This is a genomic window from Stenotrophomonas sp. (assembly GCF_032066555.1).
GTDB lineage: Bacteria > Pseudomonadota > Gammaproteobacteria > Xanthomonadales > Xanthomonadaceae > Stenotrophomonas.
Genome location: NZ_DAMBKV010000002.1, coordinates 151,764 through 172,194, shown reverse-complemented (window position 1 = coordinate 172,194; position 20,431 = coordinate 151,764). Strand labels below are relative to the sequence as shown.

Annotated in this window: 16 protein-coding genes; 11 read left to right on the top strand and 5 right to left on the bottom strand. The window is 64.1% G+C overall.

Going from position 1 to position 20,431, the window contains the following annotated elements:
• Positions 1 to 143: 143 nt before the first annotated feature.
• The gene (locus RT131_RS04055) at positions 144 to 2,909 is read left to right on the top strand and encodes a TonB-dependent receptor (protein ID WP_313170501.1); all 2,766 of its coding nucleotides are present in this window, start codon (positions 144 to 146) and stop codon (positions 2,907 to 2,909) included.
• A 124-nt stretch (positions 2,910 to 3,033) separates the two neighbouring features.
• Positions 3,034 to 3,222: a hypothetical protein gene (locus tag RT131_RS04050; protein WP_313170499.1), complete on the top strand. Its 189-nt coding sequence runs from the start codon at positions 3,034 to 3,036 to the stop codon at positions 3,220 to 3,222.
• Between the two features lie 412 nt (positions 3,223 to 3,634).
• Here RT131_RS04050 and RT131_RS04045 read toward each other — a convergent pair whose 3' ends face one another.
• A complete protein-coding gene (locus RT131_RS04045) occupies positions 3,635 to 5,248 on the bottom strand; it encodes an alpha glucosidase (RefSeq protein ID WP_313170497.1) in 1,614 nt (537 codons plus the stop codon).
• A gap of 203 nt (positions 5,249 to 5,451) precedes the next feature.
• On the opposite strand from RT131_RS04045, the gene RT131_RS04040 reads away from it, so the two are divergent.
• Together RT131_RS04040 and RT131_RS04035 are read left to right on the top strand one after the other, a co-directional pair.
• Positions 5,452 to 6,450 (top strand): polyprenyl synthetase family protein, encoded by a 999-nt coding sequence (locus RT131_RS04040; protein WP_313170495.1) that lies wholly within the window; start codon positions 5,452 to 5,454, stop codon positions 6,448 to 6,450.
• A gap of 5 nt (positions 6,451 to 6,455) precedes the next feature.
• Positions 6,456 to 6,713 (top strand): helix-hairpin-helix domain-containing protein, encoded by a 258-nt coding sequence (locus RT131_RS04035; protein ID WP_313170493.1) that lies wholly within the window; start codon positions 6,456 to 6,458, stop codon positions 6,711 to 6,713.
• A 422-nt stretch (positions 6,714 to 7,135) separates the two neighbouring features.
• On the opposite strand, the gene RT131_RS04030 is transcribed toward RT131_RS04035, so the two are convergent.
• Positions 7,136 to 7,933: a dienelactone hydrolase family protein gene (locus RT131_RS04030; RefSeq protein ID WP_313170492.1), complete on the bottom strand. Its 798-nt coding sequence runs from the start codon at positions 7,931 to 7,933 to the stop codon at positions 7,136 to 7,138.
• 186 nt (positions 7,934 to 8,119) lie between these two features.
• On the opposite strand from RT131_RS04030, the gene RT131_RS04025 reads away from it, so the two are divergent.
• A complete protein-coding gene (locus RT131_RS04025) occupies positions 8,120 to 9,370 on the top strand; it encodes a hypothetical protein (protein ID WP_313170490.1) in 1,251 nt (416 codons plus the stop codon).
• Between the two features lie 186 nt (positions 9,371 to 9,556).
• Positions 9,557 to 10,150: an SMI1/KNR4 family protein gene (locus RT131_RS04020; RefSeq protein ID WP_313170488.1), complete on the top strand. Its 594-nt coding sequence runs from the start codon at positions 9,557 to 9,559 to the stop codon at positions 10,148 to 10,150.
• A gap of 60 nt (positions 10,151 to 10,210) precedes the next feature.
• Here the strand turns inward: RT131_RS04020 and murD are convergent, their stop codons facing one another.
• The 3 genes from murD to RT131_RS04005 all read right to left on the bottom strand — a co-directional run bounded on the left by murD (position 10,211) and on the right by RT131_RS04005 (position 15,768).
• A complete protein-coding gene (murD, locus tag RT131_RS04015; protein ID WP_313170487.1) occupies positions 10,211 to 11,650 on the bottom strand; it encodes a UDP-N-acetylmuramoyl-L-alanine--D-glutamate ligase in 1,440 nt (479 codons plus the stop codon).
• Positions 11,631 to 13,082, bottom strand: coding sequence for a UDP-N-acetyl-alpha-D-muramoyl-L-alanyl-L-glutamate epimerase (gene murL, locus RT131_RS04010; RefSeq protein WP_313170486.1), 1,452 nt, complete (start codon positions 13,080 to 13,082; stop codon positions 11,631 to 11,633). The genes murD and murL overlap by 20 nt, the downstream gene beginning before the upstream one ends.
• A gap of 76 nt (positions 13,083 to 13,158) precedes the next feature.
• Entirely contained in the window at positions 13,159 to 15,768 is a 2,610-nt protein-coding gene (locus RT131_RS04005) for a bifunctional aspartate kinase/diaminopimelate decarboxylase (protein ID WP_313170485.1), read from the bottom strand.
• 437 nt (positions 15,769 to 16,205) lie between these two features.
• On the opposite strand from RT131_RS04005, the gene RT131_RS04000 reads away from it, so the two are divergent.
• The 5 genes from RT131_RS04000 to RT131_RS03980 all read left to right on the top strand — a co-directional run bounded on the left by RT131_RS04000 (position 16,206) and on the right by RT131_RS03980 (position 20,394).
• Positions 16,206 to 17,075, top strand: a complete 870-nt coding sequence (locus tag RT131_RS04000) for a PhzF family phenazine biosynthesis protein (RefSeq protein ID WP_313170484.1) — start codon at positions 16,206 to 16,208, stop codon at positions 17,073 to 17,075.
• A 32-nt stretch (positions 17,076 to 17,107) separates the two neighbouring features.
• Entirely contained in the window at positions 17,108 to 17,968 is an 861-nt protein-coding gene (locus tag RT131_RS03995) for a PhzF family phenazine biosynthesis protein (protein ID WP_313170482.1), read from the top strand.
• Between the two features lie 333 nt (positions 17,969 to 18,301).
• Positions 18,302 to 19,177: a PhzF family phenazine biosynthesis protein gene (locus RT131_RS03990; RefSeq protein WP_313170480.1), complete on the top strand. Its 876-nt coding sequence runs from the start codon at positions 18,302 to 18,304 to the stop codon at positions 19,175 to 19,177.
• 46 nt (positions 19,178 to 19,223) lie between these two features.
• Positions 19,224 to 20,015 (top strand): hypothetical protein, encoded by a 792-nt coding sequence (locus RT131_RS03985; RefSeq protein ID WP_313170478.1) that lies wholly within the window; start codon positions 19,224 to 19,226, stop codon positions 20,013 to 20,015.
• 13 nt (positions 20,016 to 20,028) lie between these two features.
• Entirely contained in the window at positions 20,029 to 20,394 is a 366-nt protein-coding gene (locus RT131_RS03980) for a 5-carboxymethyl-2-hydroxymuconate Delta-isomerase (protein WP_313170476.1), read from the top strand.
• Positions 20,395 to 20,431: the final 37 nt, after the last annotated feature.

The following is a 20,431-nucleotide window of genomic DNA, read 5'->3' as shown; positions in this document are numbered from 1 at the left end:
GTATGCAGCCCAGCACCACGGGCTTGCCCGCTGATTACCATGCGAGTCAGTCGCAAGCAGCGAAAAAAACAGCGACGCATCCCCCACACCAAGACGGGGGAGCACAGAACACAACCAACCGACATCACCTGGGAGAGGGGAGTATGTTGAACACCAAGCGCAACCTGCTGAGCGTTGCACTGGCCTCAGCCATCACACTGACAGCCGCCAGCGCACACGCACAGACGGCCGAAGAACAAGCCAAGGCCAAGGCCGAAGCCACCAATCTGGACACCGTCACCGTCACCGGCATCCGCCGCGGCATCGAGAGCGCGATCTCGGTCAAGCGCGACTCGACCTCGATCGTGGAAGCCATCTCGGCCGAAGACATCGGCAAGCTGCCGGACGTGAGCATCGCCGAATCCATCGCCCGCCTGCCCGGCCTGGCCGCCCAGCGCGTTGCCGGCCGTGCCCAGGTGATCAGCGTGCGCGGCCTGTCGCCGGACTTCGCCACCACCCTGCTCAACGGCCGCGAAGTGGTCAGCACCGGCGACAACCGCAGCGTCGAGTTCGACCAGTACCCGTCTGAGCTGATCAGCGGCGTGACCGTCTACAAGACCCCGGATTCCGGCTTGGTCGGCCAGGGTCTGTCCGGCACCCTGGACCTGCAAACCGTGCGCCCGCTCAGCTATAACGAGCGCGTCATCGCACTCAGCGGCCGCTACCAGAAAAACTCGCTGGGCGAAGCCGCTGGCGAAGACCCGTATGGTAGCCGCGCCAACTTCAGTTACGTCGACAAGTTCGCCGACAACACCATTGGCCTGGCCATTGGCTACTCCCATTCGGAGATGTCCAAGCAGGAAAACCAGGTAGGCCTGTATGAGCCTTGGCAAGCGCTGGGAGGCGATGGCTGGCGCCCGGGCGTCCCCGGCGGTACCTACTATTCCGATGGCATCAAGGCACTGCGCCGTACCGGCCACGCCAAACGTGACGGCGTCATGGCGACCCTGCAGTTCCGGCCCAACAACAGCTGGACCAGCACGCTGGACACCTTCTACACCAAGGCCAAGGAATACGACACCGCCAACCAGATCGAAATCCATCTGGGTGGCTACAACGGCGGCTACGACCCGCTCAACCTGACCGACGTGGTGGTCGGCAGCAACGGTAGCTTCGAGAGTGGTGTTGCGCACAATGTCTACCCCCTTGTGCGCGGCATGTACAACCACCGCGAGGACAGCATCAAGGCAATCGGCTGGAACAACGAGTTCAACTTCGGTGATGTACGCGTGGTTGCCGACGTGAGCTGGTCCAAGGCCGAACGTGACGAGCTGAACCTGGAGAACAACCTGCAGCTGCTGCCGGCACCCATGCTGGATTCGGTGAAGCTGAACTTCGCCGGCGGCAGCTTCCCGAAGTTCACCCCGGGCCTGGATTACTCGGACTACAGCAAGCTCTACCTGACCAATACCATCTACGGTTCGGGCTATGGCAAGACCCCGCATGTGGACGATGAGCTGAAGGGATTCAAGCTGGCCGCCACCTTCCCGGTGCCGGAGGGCTTCACCTGGTTCTCCGACTTCGACGTCGGCGTGAACTACGCCGACCGCAGCAAGAACAAGACCCAGGCCGAAGGCAACATCAACCTGGGTGCACAGGGCGACACCAGTATCGCCGCCGACCTGCAGTACAAGCCGGTCAACCTGGGCTTTGCCGGCGCCGGCTACATCCCGGCCTGGAACGTGCCTGCTGCGGTTGGCCGCTACATGGTGTTCAACCCGACCACCACCGAGAGCTACCTGATTCCGAAGCAGTGGACGGTGGACGAGAAGATCACCACCACCTTCCTGCGCGCCAACATCAGCACGCAGATCGGCTCGATCCCGGTACGCGGCAATGTCGGCATCCAGGCCCAGCACGTTGATCAGTCATCGCACTCCAACTACTGGGACGGCTCGCAGGCGGTTGGCAGCCAGGTGATTCCGATCAACGAAGGCAAGAAGTACCTCGACTTCCTGCCGAGCCTGAACCTGGCCTTTGAACTGCCGGCCGAAAACACCGTGCGCTTCGCCCTGGCCCGCCAGGTAGCGCGCCCGCGCGTCGATGAAATGCGCGCCTCGATGGAGTTCGGCGTCGACACCAACAATGGCACGCCGGGTGCCAGCGGCGGCAACCCCAACCTGGATCCGTGGGTGGCCAACGCGGTGGACCTGTCGTGGGAGAAGTACTTCGGCAACAAGGCATATGTTGCTGCGGCGTTCTTTTACAAGGACCTGAAGACCTACGTCTTCACCGAAAAGCGTGATGGCTACGACTTCACCGACCAGGTAGACGCATGGCTGCTGGCCAACGGCGTCAGCCTGCCGCCGGGCATTGTTGTCGACAAGACCGGTACCTATACCGCACCGTTCAACGGCAAGGGTGGCAGCCTGCGTGGCCTGGAACTGACCGCATCACTGCCGCTGGATCTGTTCTCCGACGCACTGCGCGGCTTTGGCGTGGTGGCAAGCGCTGGCTTCAATGACAGCAACATCACCATCCCGCCGGATCCGGCAACCGTTTCCAGCGTTGGCAGCGATCCGATCATGCTGCCGGGCCTGTCCAAGCGCGTTTACAACTTCACTGCCTACTACGAGAACAACGGCTTTGAAGTGCGCTTGAACCAGCGCAAGCGCTCGGACTTCATCGGCGAGATCGGCAACTTCAACGGCGCCCGTACGCTGCGTTATGTCAAGGGTGAGGACGTGCTGGATGCCCAGCTGGGTTACAGCTTCGGCGACGGCACGATGTTCAAGGGCCTGAGCCTGTTCCTGCAGGCCAGCAACCTGACCAACTCCAAGTACGAGACCTATGCCGGCACCAAGGATAGGCCGCTGGAAACCGTGGAATGGGGCCGCACCTACCAGGTGGGTGTGAACTACAAGTTCTGATTGGTTCTGGTTGGACGTGCATTGGAGGCCCGCTGCTTTTGCAGCGGGCCTTTTGCGTTGTGAACAGCCCTGGCGTTTTCCGTATTCCAGAAGGAATTTGCTGAGATTTGTTGCAACCAGAGCATTGACCGACTTGCTGTGGCTGCTGTGGCTGCTGTGGCTGCTGTGGCTGCTGTGGCTGCTGTGGCTGTGGCTGCTGTGGCTGTGGCTGCTGTGGCTGTGGCTGTGGCTGCTGTGGCTGTGGCTGTGGCTGTGGCTGTTGTTGAAGTTACGCCGTCATTCCCGCGCAGGCGGGAATCGCTCTGGCTCTTGACTCTTGGCTCTTGACTCTTGGCTCTTGACTCTTGGCTCTTGGCTTTTGGCTTTTGGCTCTTGGCTCTTGGCTCTTGGCTTTTGGCTTTTGGCTTTTGGCTCTTGGCTTTCCCTTCTCCCGCCCGCGGGGGAAGGTGCCCGTAGGGCGGATGGGGGGAGCTCTGGCTCTGGCTCTGGCTCTGGTTTTGGTTTTGGGCTTTGGCCTGCTTTTAGAAGCACCCTCACCCCAACCCCTCTCCCGCAGGCGGGAGAGGGGCTTGAGCCAGAGCCAGAGCCAGAACCAGAACCAAAGCCAAAGCCAAGGCCAAGGCCAGAAGCAAAAGCAAAAGCAAAAGCAAAATCCAAAAGCCAAAAGCCCAAAAAAAAGGCGGAGATGTTATCTCCGCCCGCACAAAAGAGAGAGCAACAAAAACTCAGCTGCGACGCGCGCAATACACCGCGTGCCCAGGCAATACCAGTTCGCCACCTTCAACCGCACCAGCGACCGGACCTGGCAGCGTCAAAGCCTGCCACTCATCCGCCGGCAGCGCATGCCGCACCGTTTCGCCAGATAGATTGAAGGCAAGCAACAAGGTCTCATCACCCGCCTGCCGCTCGAACAACAGCACCGGCTCAGCACTATCAAGAAAACGAATCGAACCCTCGACCAAGGCCGGATGCGCCTTGCGCCAGCTCAGGAAGTTGCGGAAGGCATGCAGTACCGAATCGTCATCCACTTCCTGCGCCTGCACCGACAAAGCCCGATGCTCGGCCGGAATCGGCAACCACGGCTTTCCAGTGGTAAACCCAGCCAATGTGTCATCAGTCCACGGCATCGGCGTACGGCAACCATCACGGCCCTTGAAGTTCGGCCAGAAGGTAATCCCATACGGGTCCTGCAGCGCCTCGAACGGCACGTCCGCTTCGCCAAGACCCAGCTCTTCGCCCTGATAGATGCACACCGAGCCACGCAGCGAACACACCAAGACCGCCAGCATCTTCGCCAACGACGGCTTGGCTGGATGCCCGCCCCAACGGGTCACAGCACGCTGCACGTCATGGTTGGACACCGCCCAGCACGGCCAGGCCTCGCCCATCGCCGCTTCCAGTCGTTCGACGGTGCTGCGGATATAGCCCGCACTGTAATCGTCCACCAACAGCTCGAAGCTGTAGCCCATGTGCAGGCGGCCCGGCGCGGTGTATTCGGCGGTGGTCGCCAGCGAATCCTCCGAGGAAATCTCGCCCAGCGTCACCGCGTCCGGGTACTGGTCCAGCAAGGCGCGCAGGCGCTCCAGGAAGCCGATATTTTCCGGGCGGGTGTTGTTGTAGTAGTGGTACTGGAACGCATACGGATTGTCCGGGCTGAAACCACGGCCAATACGCTCGCTCTCTGGCTTCGCCGGGTTGTCACGCAGCTGCGCATCGTGGAAGCAGAAATTGATCGAATCCAGGCGGAAGCCATCCACGCCACGGTCCAGCCAGAACTTCACGTAATCCAGGGTTGCCTGCTGCACCGCCGGATTGTGGAAATCCAGGTCCGGCTGCGAAGCCAGGAAGTTGTGCAGGAAATACTGCCGGCGCCGCGGCTCCCATTGCCAGGCCACGCCGCCGAAGATCGACAGCCAGTTGTTGGGCGGCGTGCCATCCTCGCGCGCATCGGCCCACACATACCAATCGGCCTTGGGATTGTCGCGGCTCTCGCGGCTTTCCTTGAACCAGGCGTGGTCTATCGAGGTATGGCTGAACACCTGGTCGATCATCACCTTCAAACCCAGCGCATGCGCCTTGGCCAGCAAGCGGTCGAAATCGGCCAGGTTGCCGAACAGCGGGTCCACATCGCGGTAGTCGGCGATGTCGTAGCCGAAATCGGCCATCGGCGACTTGAAGAACGGCGATACCCAGATAGCGTCCACACCCAGCGAGGCCACATATTCCAGGCGATCGATGATGCCTGGCAGGTCGCCAACGCCATCCCCATTGGTATCCAGGTAGCTGCGTGGGTAAATCTGGTAGATGACGGCACCGCGCCACCATGGAGTCTTGGACATCGAACGCCCCCCTACGGGCCTCAAAGCCCCTGTTTCAGGGCCGCGAAATGTATGCCGGCCAGCTTAGCGTCGGTGCTTTGCCGACGGTGTTGCTTGCATACGTATTCACTGCGCAAAGGCCCGGTTTCCTTCGGTTTTCGGCCCCGACGGGCCGCCCCGGCCGACTCCGCCTATAATCCCCCGGTACCCCCTGAAGTCTTCCTATGAGCATCGCTGAACATATCCGCCCCGCGCTGGGCCTGCCTGCCATCCAGACCTTTGCCGCAGCGGACATGGCTGCCGTCGATGCCCTGATCCGCCGCCGCCTGTCCTCGGACGTGGTGCTGATCAACCAGATCGCCGATCACATCGTCTCGGCGGGTGGCAAACGCCTGCGGCCGATGCTGGTGATGCTGGCCGGCCATGCGGTCGGCGGCGCCGGCCCCGAGCACCACCAGCTGGCGGCGATCATCGAGTTCATCCACACCTCCACCCTGCTGCACGACGACGTGGTCGACGAGTCCGACCTGCGCCGCGGCCGCAGCACCGCCAATGCCCTGTGGGGCAATGCCCCCAGCGTGCTGGTCGGTGACTTCCTGTACTCGCGCAGCTTCCAGCTGATGGTCGAGCTGGAACGCATGGCGGTGATGCAGATCCTGGCCGACACCACCAACCGCATCGCCGAAGGCGAAGTGCTGCAGCTGCTGCACGTGCATAACCCGGATACCGACGAAGCCGCCTACCTGCGCGTGATCGAGCGCAAGACCGCGGTGCTGTTCGCCGCCGGCACCCGCCTGGGCGCGCTGGCTACCGGCGCCGACGAGGCCACCCAGCAAAAGCTTTACGACTACGGCATGCACCTGGGCTATGCGTTCCAGATCGCCGACGATGTGCTGGATTATTCCGCCAATGCCGACGAACTGGGCAAGAACCTGGGCGACGACCTGGCCGAGGGCAAGGCCACCCTGCCGCTGATCCACGCCATGGCGCACTCGGATGAAGTGGTCCGCAACCGTCTGCGCGAGATCGTGCAGGACGGCGATGCCAGTGCGATGCCCGAAGTGTTGGCGGCGATCCACGCCACCGGCGGACTGGAGTACAGCCGCAAGCGTGCCGTGGAATATGCCGACGCCGCCGAGCAGGCGCTGGACGGCCTGCCGGAAACCGACGCCGTTGCCGCCCTGCGCGGTCTGGCCCGTTACGCCATCGAGCGCAGTCACTGACCGCGATGGCAGGCCTGCAGCAGTTCAACGAGGACGAGCGTGCCGTGCTGTTGGCGGTGAAAGGCGTGGGAGCCACCGTGGTGGCCCGGCTGGAGCAGCTGGGGTTTCATTCCCTGGCGCAGCTGGCCGAAGCCGAAACCGGCGATGTCGTCAGCCAGGCTTCGGCGATGCTGGGCAGCAGTTGCTGGCGCAACAGCCCGCAGGCGCGGGCGGCGATCAGCGGGGCGATCTCGGCGGCCAAGAGTACTGTAGGAGCGGCGTAAGCCACGAAGCCACAGTTGTTCCCGGCGCCATTGAACGCACGCAACCCTTGCTACATCCCGGGCGGGCGGCATTTGCAGCGATCTGACAGATAGCCAGCTTCGCGGCTTACGCCGCTCCTACAAAGCTGGGGTATTACCGGTACGGCCCCTGCCGAGCATGGCTCGGCACTACGGTTTTGACGCTGCTCGCAAGGCCCCTGCCGAGCATGGCTCGGCACTACGCTCCCTCCCTTTGCCGTTGGCAAGGGGAGGGTTGGGGAGGGGTAGCTTCACCGCCTCTGATCTGGTCGTGGCTTCGCGGCTTATGCCGCCCCTACGATCTGATGCATTGCTGGTGAGGCCCCTGCCGAGCATGGCTCGGCACTACGGTTTTGACGCTGCTCGCAAGACCCTGCCGAGCATGGCTCGGCACTACAGTGACGTCAGTCGCCCAGGCGCTCTTCCAGGAAGTTGTCCATCATCTTCCAGGCACGCTTGGCGGCGCGCGGGTCGTACACGCAGCCCGGTGGGCTGTTGGCGTCAGACTCGGCGAAGCAGTGCACCGCGCCGCTGAAATTGACGAACTGCCAGTCGGCCTTGGCAGCATCCATCTCGGCACCGAAACTGGCGATGTCCTCGGCGCTGATGCCGCGATCAGCGGCGCCATTGAGCACCAGCATCGGCACCTTGCCGCTGCCAGCCACTGCGGGGGCCGGCGTCGACAGGCCGCCATGCAGGCTCACCACGCCTGCCAATGGCAGGCCGGCACGGGCCATTTCCAGCACGGTGGTGCCGCCGAAGCAGAAGCCGACGGCGGCGATATGCGTCGCATCCAACGGTGCCTTGCCAGCCTGGCCTTTCAATGCCTCCAGTGCCGCCGCTGCGCGGGCGCGCAGCAGGCTGCGATCCTCGCGGAGGGGTTTGGACGCAGCGGCCGCTGCGTCGTTGTCCTGCGGGCGCACATTCTTGCCGTAGACATCAGCCACCAGCACCACATAGTCGTCGCCGGCAATCTGTTCGGCCTTGGCCACTGCCGAGGCATTCACGCCGCGCCAGTTGGGCACCATCACCACGCCAGGGCGGCGGGCATCGCCCTCGTCGTCATAGACCAGCACGCCGCTGTAGGTGGCTCCCTGCAGCTGCCATTCAACCGGGCGCTGCTGCATCTTCGCGAACGCAGGAAAGGTTGCGCTTACGCACAACACCAATACTGCCAACTGCAATTTCCTTGCTGCTTGCATGGGATTGCTCCGGTCAGGGTACCGGGAGAGTTTACGACCATACGGGGCACGCATGTCCGGATCTGCGCCGCCAACCGCCCCCACAGACACTGGCTCAAGGTGCCCGCTGCATCGGACAATACTCGACCCCTTCGACGAGGGGGCTCGGAATCTGACAAACAGCATTTACAAGGACGATCCCATTCAATGAAGAAGCTCACACCGACCCTCCTGTGTGCCGCGATACTGCTGCCATCAACGCCAGTTGGGGCAACGGAGTCCGTGATCGCGGAGACTTTCAGCGCGTTTTCGCGCTGCGATGCCGGCTTTTTTGAAAAGCTGCAGGCCAATGCCTCCGTCTGGGAAGCGCATGCCGTACTGAACCGCTCGACGAACGCAAGCTGGATCGCGGTTCCCGACCGGTATGAAGACAAGAAAAACACGATTGCACTGAAAGACCCGCCAGCGGTGGCAGGAGTGACGCTGTCGTCCTACTTCGACGAATTCACCGATATGGAGAGAATGGGCCAGTACCTGTTCTGGGGATTCATTGCCGACGGATCACCTGATCACGTTGCCAAGCAGCTGGCCCCACTGCTTGATCACCCGGAGAGCCTGCGCAAGCTGGGGCCGATGCATGCCCGCGCCGAGATCTGGGAAGACGGGAAATGGACAACTTCGTTCGGTCGCTCCGGAACCGTCCCCGGTACTCGCAAACTTGAGCGCGTGTTCCTGCTGGAACCCCACGGTGCAAACCAGACACGCGTCAGCTGCTCGTTGCAAGGCGCTGTTGATGCAACGGTGTTGGGTGCAATCCGTCCGGACATTCCCGTTGCAGAGTATCCCGCGCCCGAGCAGGAGCTTGGTTTTGCCGACGTCACCGTACCAGCCGCGGTTGTTGAAGCCGTCAGCAACCCGCTGCTCGCGCCGAAGTTCAGCCGCCTTACCTATACCTATACCTCCATCAACGACCAGAAGCCTTCCTCCATAACCGTCGAGCTGGTAGCGCAGGGAGACTTGATACACAGGACGGAAATCTACAGCAGGAACTTCAGCGTCCAGCGCCTCATGAAAGCCAACCTCATCCAGCTGAAGTCGAAGATGGAGGGCTCGCTTGGCGGACGCGTGTTACTGACGGATACCATCAGCGCCAACTTCCCGGCGAACTGGAACGAAGGACAGGTGCTGCGCTTCAACTCCAGCGGTCGCTATGCGCCGATCAAGGCGCGCGACAAAGCCATGGACACCTCGGCCACCTGCACCATCGGCACCCGCTTTCCTGCAAGCGAAATCTTTGCGTCCCTTCCCGGCGATGCCATCCGGCTGTCGTGTGACTACGGCGACCGTCAAAGCACCGATGCCTTCATCGAAGACCTCGGCGTGACCCTCACGCTGGATTCCACATCAGGGCGAGGCCGTAGCGTAGACCGGGTCACTGCCTTGGAAATTGTGCGCTGATGAGCGGAAACTGATCGGAGCCGACCGAAACCCTTCGTGGCGATCATCGTTGAGCCCACCGGCTTGAGGGCGGTCGCCGCGCAATCCATCATTCATCCCTGTCAATGCACGCCGCACCGCTGCTACTGCGTTGAAGCGATCCGCAGCGCCTTCCCTGCCCCTTCCCCTCATCCCTTTCCCTGCCCTATGAGCCTTGTAGAAACTTTCCTTTCCGGCCTTGTGCCGCGCTTGCCTGCAGACGATGTGCCAATGTGGCGCTGGGTGGAAGGCGCAAGCAAGTCCGACCTGCAACGCCTGCAGCGGCAATGGCCGCAGGTACCGGCGAGCCTGCTGGATCTGCTGGCACAGGTGGATGGCAGCCACTACCGGGACTACCCGCAAGGTGAGGTCAATGTGCTGATGCTTGGCTCGGACGTCGGCGACGGCAGCTACCCCTACTACCTGCGGTCGGTGCAGCAGATCTTCGAGGACAGTGCGCAATGGGGCGACAGCATCCGTTCCATCTACGAAGACTGGCTGGACGATGAGCCGGAGATTCTGGGTGCAGGCATCGATGCCGACGTGCCGATGAGCAGGCGCCTGTGTTTCTCGCACTGCATGAACAACGGCGGCACCTCGATGCTGTACCTGGATTTCGATCCTGCCGAAGGCGGCATCAGTGGCCAGGTCGTACGCTACCTGCACGACCCTGACAGCTATGCGGTAATCGCGCCCAGCTTCGATGCCTACCTGCAGCAGCTGATCGACGGCGGTTACGCTTTCACCGACGAAGAAGAGTGATCTGCAGGTAATGGGTGGCGCCGACCGACAGTCAGCGCCACTTCGGCCTCGGCCAAGGCCTTAGAGGATGCCGATACCCGGAATGGCACTGATGCTGTCCGGATCGAATCCGGCCAGCTCGGCGAAGTGCCGTCCGCGCGCCACATAGTCCTTGTAGGCACCAAAGCTCGGCGCGCCCGGCGACAGCAGTACTACCCCGCCCTGCCCGCCTAATGCAGCACGCGCCAGCTCCACCGCATGCGGCAGATCGGTCGCGGCGTGCAGGCCAAAACCGCCAGCCTCGGCCAATGGCGCGAGCAGCGCATTGATGCGTGGACCGTTGTTACCCATGGTCACGATCTCGACCGGCGCGTTGTCGCGCATGTGCTCGGCGAAGTCCTGCCAGTCCACGCCGCGATCATGCCCGCCAACCAGCAAGGCGATGCGCTGCCCGGCGAAACAATCCAAGGCGGCCAGCGACGCATGCGGCGTGGTGCTGATCGAATCATTCACCCAACGCAAGCCATCGCGTTCGCCCAGCAGCTGCAAGCGATTCGGCAGAGGCCGGAAGCTTTGCACCGCAGGTGCCAAGGCAACCGCATCCAGACCAAGGGCTTCCAGCGCGGCCAACACCGCGCACAGGTTGCCGCGGTTGTGGCGGCCGGGCAGCGGTGTGTTCGAGGTGTCGAACACCGCCTGCGCACCGCGATGTACGACCTCGCCAACCATGTGCCAGCCTTCGGGCTGGTTGAACCAGACGATCTGGCTGTGCGGCAGCTGCAGCGCGCGCAGGTGTTCGTCAGCGGCGTTGAGCACGGCGACGCGCGGATGGCCGCCGGTCACCAACGACAGCTTGTCGTCGATATAGCGCTGCTCACTGCCATGCCAATCCAGGTGTTCCGGAAAGATGTTCAGCACGATGGCCACATCCGGACGCACGCCACTGCGTGCCACTTCGCCGGTCTGGTAGCTGGACAGTTCCACCGCCCAATAGTCCGGCGCCGGTTGTGGGTCCAAGGCCTCCAGCAATGGCAGGCCGATATTGCCGATCAGGCCAGTGCGATGCCCGGCCGCGCGCAGCAGGTGCGCCAGCAGCGAGGTGGTGGTGCTCTTGCCCTTGGTGCCGGTAACGCAGACCGTGTTCGGCAGCGTGCCATTGGCATCGGCGTGCTCGCTGAACCACAGCGAGGTACCGCCGATGAATTGCGTACCCTGCGCCAAGGCATGCTGCGCCTCGGGCTTGTACGGACTGATCCCCGGTGACTTGATCACCACATCGAACGAAGCCAGCAACTCACCACTGAGCTCGGTTTCAACGCGCAGATGCGCATCGCCCAGCGCCCGAATTTCCGCTGCTTCAGCAGCAGAACAAAGCACCGTCAAACGCGCAGGAAACCGATCTTCCGATTCCCGAGTCCCGATTCCCCATTCCCGATCACGCAGCGCGTGATAGGCCGCGCGGCCTTCACGGCCCCAGCCCCACAAGGCGACGCGCTTGCCTTCAAGCTGCGAAATTCGCACGCAGACGCCCCCACAGTGCTGCCGGGATGCGGTGTTCACCATCGATGACCAGCAAGGGTTCGACCTGCAGTTCGTCGGCGGCCAAGGTCGGCTGGATCAGGCTGGCGAAGCGCTTGACCAGCACATCTTCCTTCCAGTCCGGACGCGATGCCAGGGTCGCCATTGCCGCGCGCGATTCCTTGCCCTCGCCCACGCACTCGAACGGTTTGTGGTCCTGGAACTCGAGCAGTGCGTCGTAGCCGCCGGCCTGCTCCATGTCGTCCAGCAGGTTGCGGCCGAAGATGCGCACCAGGCGGATCTTCGGCATGAACGGGGCCAGCGCCAGAAACACGAAGTGGCACTTCGGGCAGACACCGCACCAGCGGTTCACCGGGCGCTCGCCGAGGATATGGAAGTTGCGGTTGCAGCTGGAGAAATGCGCGTCGTAGAAATCGGTCTTGGCGAACTGACGGGCCACTGCCAGCTCCGACAGCGGACGCAGCAGCGAGTAGTAGTTCAGGTCGGCGGCAATGTGCTGCTGCACGTATTCGCCGAACGCCTTCTCGAACGCCCAACCCTTGGACCACTGGTGGTTCACTTCACCGGTACCGGCGATCTGGCTGCCGTAGCTGGCCGAGCGCTCGTTGGAGAACACCACCTGGTCCACGCCCTGCACCACGGCGGCCAGCACCATGATCGCCGAGTTCACCGCGGTGACCGGGATATGGCCGTTCCACGCGCCCTGGCGATTGAGCTCGAACAGCTCCGGCGCCAGCGTGCGGCCGATGTTCAGCGTCGGCAGGCCGGTGCGCTCGGCGCAGGCACGGATCAGCTGCGAGCCGCCGATCCAGGTAACGGTTTCGGCGACACCGGCATTGCGCAGGGCTTCGATGCTGACCAGCGAATCCTTGCCGCCACCGATGGCGACCAGGGCGTGGTGGGCCAGGCCGAGTGCCGGCGCGTTGCTCCCCTCTCCCTGCGGGAGAGGGGCCGGGGGTGAAGGTACGGCTGCGGCGGAAGCTGCGTCGGCTGACGCACCCTCTCCCCAACCCCTCTCCCGGGGGGAGAGGGGCACATTCACGGGCAGCTTGAACCGGTCGCGCAGGTTCAGGCCGTTGCGGTAGGCGAATTCGCCGAGGCCGTTGAAGTACACCGTCTCCACCAGCGCGGCGGTGGCCGCGTCGATGGCGTAGCTGTCGATGCTCACCTGCGACGGCACCGCTGCCTTGTAGTAGCTCACACCTGCGATCAGGTGCAGCAACTGCAAAGCGCGTTGCACCGCGGCCGCGCGCTCACCGTCCAACTGGAACGGCGCGCCCGGCACGGTGACGGTCTCGGTCATCTCCGGGCCGTCGTCGAAGGCGTATACCAGCCGCGCCACACCGGTGTCCGCAGCGAAATCGCAGCGGACGAAGCGGAAACGGGAAACCTGGTCTTTATCAAAAGCTGTCATGGCGTATCCGGGAATCAAACTAGCCGTTGCGCGTCAACGCGCAACGGACGACAAAGGTTTTCGCATCAGGCGGACGTTACTGTGCATCATCAATCACGTCCTCGCGCGGCAAGGCGCGTTGGTTATAGGTGCTGGCCATGCTGAAACCGTAGGCGCCGGCATCGGCGATGACCATCACATCGCCCGGGGCGGTCGCCGCCGGCAGCTTCACCCGCTCGGCAAACACATCGCTGGATTCGCAGATCGGGCCGACCACGCTGAAATCAACATCGCGGGCGGCATCCAGGCGCGACAGGTTGGCGATGTCGTGCCAGGCGTCGTACAGCGCCGGGCGCAGCAAGGCGTTCATGCCGGCATCCAGGCCAACACGGCGCACGCCGTCCTTCTCCACCACCTGCGAGGCGTGGGTCAGCAGCACGCCGCACTCGGCCACCATGAAGCGGCCCGGCTCGATCGCCAGCTGGAAGGCCGGGTGCACCGCCTTGATATCGGCCAGGCCGGCGGCCCAGGCGTCCAGGTCGAACGGCTCATCGTCATCGCTGTACGGCACCGGCAGGCCGCCGCCGATATCGAGGATTTCAACGCTGCCGATGCGGCGCGCGAAGCCGGCCATTTCATCGACCATCTGCTTCCAATGGCCGCTGTTCTCGATGCCGCTGCCCAGGTGGGCGTGCACGCCGGTGATGCGGATATCCAGCGCGCGCGCAGCGGCGATGAACTCATCCACACGCAGCGCGGACAGGCCGAACTTGGAATCCTTGCCGCCGGTGTTCACCTTCTTGTGGTGACCATCGCCGTGGCCCAGGTCGATGCGCAGCCACAGCTTGCGGCCACGGAAAACCTCCGGCCAGCGCTGCAGCAGCTCGACGTTGTCGACGGTGACGTTGACGCCACGCGCCAGCACTGCCTGGTACTCGCTGATCGGCGCAAAGCTGGGGGTGAACAGCACGCGCTCCGGACTGATATCCGGCACCGAGGCAAACACCAGTTCCACCTCGCCCTGCGACACACACTCCAGGCCGAAGCCTTCGGCCGCCAGGGTGCGCAGGATCTCGGGGTGCGAGTTGGCCTTGATCGCATAGAAGCGGCGGTCGATGGCGTCGATGGCCTTCAACTGGCGGGCACGCTCGCGCACCTTGTCCAGGTCGTAGATATAGGCCGGCGTGCCCTGTGCGGCCAGCGCCAGCAGTTGCTTCTGCTTGGCCGGCGCATGCCACCACGGCGTCTGCCGCGGACGGATGCTGCCGATGATCTCGCGCCAGCGCGGGCCGAATACGTGTTCCTCGTAAACCGGCATCGCGCCACTGTCGATCAGCTCGGCGTGCAGGATGGGCAACAGCCCATCGGCATCGGCCTCGTCGATGACGAAGGTCAGGTTCAGGTCATTGGAGGACTGCGAGATCATGTGCACGCGCTCCTTGCCGAACGTGGCCCACACGTCCGAGAGCTTGTACAGCAGCGAGCGCATGCCACGGCCAACCAGGGTGATGGCCGCGCAGGGCACGATCACCTTGACCTTGCAGATTTCCGACAGGTCGGCCGACAGCGCGGCCAGCACATCGGTGCTGACCAGGTTTTCGGACGGGTCCAGCGACACGGTGACGTTGGTCTCGGCCGAACCGATCAGGTCCACCGACAGGCCGTGCTTCTTGAACAGGTTGAACACGTCGGACAGGAAGCCGACCTGCTGCCACATGCCGATGCCTTCCATCGAGATCAGCACGATGCCGTTGCGGCGGCTGATCGCCTTGACCCCCGGCACCGGCTCGGCATTGCCGTCGATGCTGGTGCCCGGCATATGCGGGCGCTCGGTGTCGAGAATGGCCATCGGCACGCCGGCATCGCGGCAGGGCTTGATCGAGCGCGGGTGCAGCACCTTGGCCCCGGTGGTGGCGATTTCCTGCGCTTCGTAATAGTCCAGGCGGGTCAGCAGGCGCGCGTCGGGCACGTCCTTGGGGTTGGCGCTGAACATGCCCGGCACGTCAGTCCAGATTTCCACGCGGCTGGCACCGAGCAGTGCGCCGAAATAGGCCGCCGACGTATCCGAACCACCGCGACCAAGGATGGCGGTGCCACCGTCACCGTGGCGGGCGATGAAGCCCTGGGTGATCAGCAACTGCGTGGGCTGGGCCGCGAAACGCTGCTTGAAGCCCTCCTCGCCCTGCCACTGGCAGTTGACCGAAAGGCGCTGCGACCAGGCGGTCTGGTTGGGGGCCGGCGGCTGCGCATGCAGCCACTCACGGGCGTCCATCCAGCCAAAATCCAGGCCGGTGCTGCGCAGGTAGGCGGCACCGACGCTGGAGGACAGCAGTTCGCCCTGGCCCAGCACCTCGGCCTGCCAGTCCAGCGGACGGCTGGCCGCGCGCGGGTCGTCCAGCAGCGCCTGCAGCGCGGCCAGGCGTTCAGCCAGCACCTCGCGGCCCAGCTCCAGCTCGGCAAGGAAATCGTTGTGGCGGCTGACCAGCGCGGCCACGCGCTCGCGGCTGTCGGCAGCGCCGTCGGCAATGGCGGTCAGTTCATTGGTGACGCCGGACAAGGCCGACACCACCACCAGCACCCTGCCACCGGTCTCGTCCGCACGTTTTTTCGCCAACTGACCGATCGTGTTCCAGCGATGACGACGCGACACCGAGGTGCCACCGAACTTGAGGACGATCCAGCGATCAGCAATTGGGGAAGCAGACATTGGCTTTGTGGGTTCACAGGTGGGAGAAAGACCCGGCAATGCGGGCGGAACTCCCGATTCTATGCCAAGCCGCTGAGGCAGGACGGCTGAGTTACCGGCGATACCATCGCCGCCCGGCCTCCCCTCCCGGGGCGAAGAAAGTAGCACTTGCAACGATCCGGGTCATCTTTGGGTGAATGGGGCCGGTTCGAGGGCTATGGCTATGGGTATGGCTATGGCTTTGGCACCCGCCTTTAAGAAGCCGTCATTCCCGCGCAGGCGGGAATCGCTCCTGCGCTGGCTCTGGCTCTGGCAAAGGCAAAGCACAAAGCCCAGAGCGATTCCCGCCTACGCGGGAATGACGGCTCAGTTGTTGGCAGATTGCGCTGAAACCAACACCTGACGACTTCTTGCATGCCCATGCCTAAGCTGTACCACCCCGCCCCACCCCAAAACCCATGCCTCCACGCCGTTACCTGCAACTGGACGTCTTCGCCGCCCGCCCCGGCAGCGGCAACCCGCTGGGTGTCATCCTCGACAGCGATGGCCTGGATACCGCCGCCATGCAAGCGCTCGCCGCCTGGCTGAACCTCTCCGAGACGGTGTTCTTCCTGCCGCCGGACGCCGGCCCCAGCTACCGCATCCGCATCTTCACCCCAAGCAGCGAACTGCCCTTCGCCGGCCATCCCAGCGTCGGCGCGGCCTGGGCGGCGGTCACCTCGGGCCTGGCAACGCCGCGTGATGGCCAGCTGCTGCAGCAATGCGCTGCAGGCCTGCTGCCGGTGCGGGTAAGCGGGCCGGAAGATGCTCCCACCCTCCTGTTGGCCAGCCCACCCGCCCGCCAGCATCCAACTGCGCCAGACGCTGTACCTGAACAACTGCAGGCCCTGCTCGCCCCCGGCCACAGCCCCGAACTCTGGGACAACGGCCCGCGCTGGTGGCTGTTGCCGGCCCGCGATGCCGCCAGCGTCCGCGCACTGATGCCAGACATGCCCGCAATCGCCGACTGGAGCAATGCCACCGGCGCGACCGGTGTTGCGGTGTTTGCTGCCGAAGCCGGCCCGGATCACGCGCTGGTGACGCGTGCGTTCTGTCCGGCCGATGCAGCCGACGTACCCGAGGACCCTGTCACCGGCAGTGCCAACGCCCTGATCGCGGCGTGGCTGCGGCAACACGGGCAACTACCCAAGGCTGATGGCAACTACGTCGTCAGCCAGGGCCGCGAAGTGGGCCGCGACGGTCGCGTCCAGATCGCAATCGACGCGCAAGGCCGTGTCTGGATCGGCGGTCAGGTCCAGCCGGTTATCGCAGGACAGGTGCACTGGTAAGCTGCCCAGCCGTCGTCTGGAAGCGATTTGCAATGTCTGTTCGCCGTTATCTGCAGTTGGATGTGTTTGCCGCCCGCGCCGGTGCTGGCAACGCGTTGGGCGTCATCGTTGACAGCGAGGGCCTGGACGACACCGCCCTGCAGGCCATCGCCGCCTGGCTGAACCTGTCCGAGACCATCTTCTTCCTGCCGCCCGCCGAAGGCGCCAGCTACCACATCCGCATCTTCACCCCGAAGGGCGAGCTGCCCTTCGCCGGCCACCCCAGCGTCGGTGCCGCCTGGGCGGCGGTGGAACTGGGCTTGGCCACGCCCGACGACGACGGCCAGCTCATCCAGCAATGCGCCGCTGGTCTGCTGCCGGTACGGGTACAGGGCGGGCGCTGGTTCCGCCAGATCCATGTGCGCAGCCCGCAGGCTGAACGACGCGACGTCGCCGTACCCGCACTGCCCGAAGGCTTGGCCGCATTGGCCAAGCCCGGCCATGCCCCGGAGCTGTGGAACAACGGTCCGGACTGGTGGCTGCTGGAAGCCGGCAGCGAGGCCGCCCTGCGCCGCTACAAGCCGGAACTGGCCGCCATCGGCGCCCTGCCCGGCCGCGGCAAGCTGGCGGTATATGCACCTGCCGACCGACCGGATGTGGGCTACCAGTACGTGGTGCGCGCCTTTGCACCCGGCGTGGGCATCAACGAAGACCCGGTAACCGGCAGCGCCAACGCGCTGGTGGCCGCGCAGTTGTTGGCGCAGGGCCGGATCAAACCCTTCCAGCAGTACCTGGCCAGCCAGGGTCGCGAGCTCGGCCGCAACGGCGAGGTGCGGGTGGAAGTGGATGCGGAATCCAACATCTGGATTGGTGGTGAGGTGCAGCAGGTTATTGCTGGGCAGATTGAGTGGTGACAGCGCAAGCGATGCCCGCTATTCCCTTCTCCCGCTCGCGGGAGAAGGTGCCCCGAAGGGGCGGATGAGGGGAAGCGTGCGTAGCACGCATGCCTTTGACTTCGCCTTTGCCGACAGCAACAACCAAAAAGCACCAAGCAAGCGGACTGCGTCCGCCTCCCCTCACCCCAACCCCTCTCCCGCAAGCGGGAGAGGGGCTAAAGCAAAAGCCAACTGCAACAGCCCAAACCAAGGCAACAGCCACGGCCAAGGCAACAGCAACAGCAACTGCAACTGCAGCAGCAACAGCAACAGCAACAGCAACAGAACAGCCTCACAGCATCCGGACATCCCATGACCACCCGCCGCTTCCTGCAACTCGACGTTTTCGCCCCGCGCCCCGGCACCGGCAACCCGCTGGCCGTGGTCCTCGATGCCGATGGCCTGGACGATGCCGCCATGCAGGCCATCGCCCGTTGGACCCGCCTGCCTGAAACCACTTTCATTTTCGCCCCGACCAAGCCCGGCACCAGCTACGGCATCCGCATGTTCGCCCCGCAGAAAGAGGTGCCGTTCGCCGGCCACCCCAGCGTCGGCAGCGCCCATGCCGTGCTTGAAAGCGGCGTGGCGGCAGCCATCGACGGGCAACTGGTACAGGACGGCATCGCCGGCCAGTTGCCGCTGCAGATCAGCGAACACGATGGCATCCGCACCATCGCCATCCGTACCCCGCGCGCGTCAGTGGCCGAGGTCGTCAGCGCCAATGACCCACGCCTGCAGCCGGCGATCCTCGGCTGGCCCTTGGGCGAGCTGCCGCCGGCACTGATGGACGGCGGTCGCCGCTGGTGGGTGGTGGAAGTGGCCAATGAAGCCGCCCTGCGCGCCCTCAGCCCGGACTGGGATGCCATTGCCCCACTCGCCGAGGCCACCGGCGCGATGGGCGTGTTCGCCTATGCACGCACCGCTGGCGACAACTACCAACTGGTGGTGCGGGCATTCGTCGGCAATGGCCGTCGTTTTGAGGATGCTGCTTCCGGTGCCGCCAATGCGGTGCTGGCCGCCTGGTTGGACGAGCGCGATGCCCTCCCCGGCGTGGACAAGCGCTACATCGCCAGCCAGGGCCGCGAAGTCGGCCACGACGCCCTGCTGGAACTGCGCATCGACGAGCACGGCGATGTCTGGTCCGGCGGGCAGGTGCAGACTGTGATCCGCGGAACCATCGATTGGTGATGCGGTCAGAGACTCGCCAATAGCCGATCAAGACACGGAGTTCGGAATGCGCAGATGGATCTCGCTGCTGACGCTGTTGTTCGCCTTCACCGCGTGCGCTGCGCAACCTTCAGCGCAGCCGACAAAAGCGCTATTCGTTGGCAACAGCCTCATCTACGTGGGCAACCTGCCAGCGACCTACGCTGCACTCAGCACCGCCAATGGCCATCCGCTGCAAAGTCAGATGATTGTCAAAGGTGGCGCGTTGCTTGACCAACGGGTTGCGGATGGCTCGGTTCAACGTGCTCTGGCCGAGCATCGCCCACAGCTATTGGTTCTGCAGGAACAAGGCGGCGCCCTGCTGTGCTGGCCCGACGAAGCCGCCTGTACGAAATCGCAGGCGGCGATCAGGACACTGGCAAAGGCAGGCAGCAACGCCGGCGCGCGCGTCCTGCTGCTAGGCAGCTACCAGGCACAAGCGGCAGCATCTGCCCGCCTGATCGCCAAGGAAGCAGCCGCCGCCGAACAGGCCGGCATTCCCTATGTGGCAATCTCCGAAGCCCTGCGCAGCGCCGCGGCCGCAGCCCCCGAATTGCAATGGTATGACGCTGACGGCATGCACCCGGGCCCGGCGCTGACCCTGCTCGATGCCATCCAGCTCTATCGCACCGTCCATGGCCGCTTGCCGGAGCATGGCTTCTCGGTGGAAGCACCGATCTATCTACCCAGAAGCGGGCTTGAAGCAAGTCTGCGCGATGCCGACGAGCGCGCGCCGCTTGCCGACACACCCACCCACATCCACTACCCGGATGCGATGATCCAGCGCATCAATGCGCTGCTGCCATCCGCGCAGCCCTGACAACGAGTTCGCCATGCCCCACCTGACCATCGAATACAGCAGCAACCTCGCCACCGCTATTACTCCAGCCGTGCTGCGCACCCTCAACCTTGCGCTGCTCGGCACAGGCCAATTCGAGGATGCCGACATCAAATCGCGTGCGCTGGCGTTTGATTGCGTCGCGATCGGAACCACTGACAGCCCACGCGGCTTTGTGGCCGCGCGCTTGGCAATACTCAGCGGTCGCAGTAGCGAAATCAAACGCGAGTTGGCCGACACGCTGCTGGCCGCGCTTGAATCTGCCATCGCCGCTGGTGGAATGGAGCTGCAGATCAGCGCCGAAATTGTCGACATTGATCGTGACAGCTACGCAAAAGCCGTGATCCAGGCCGAGATCTGAGCGAACACCCGCCGCGATTGAAGTGCCGCTGAAGCCG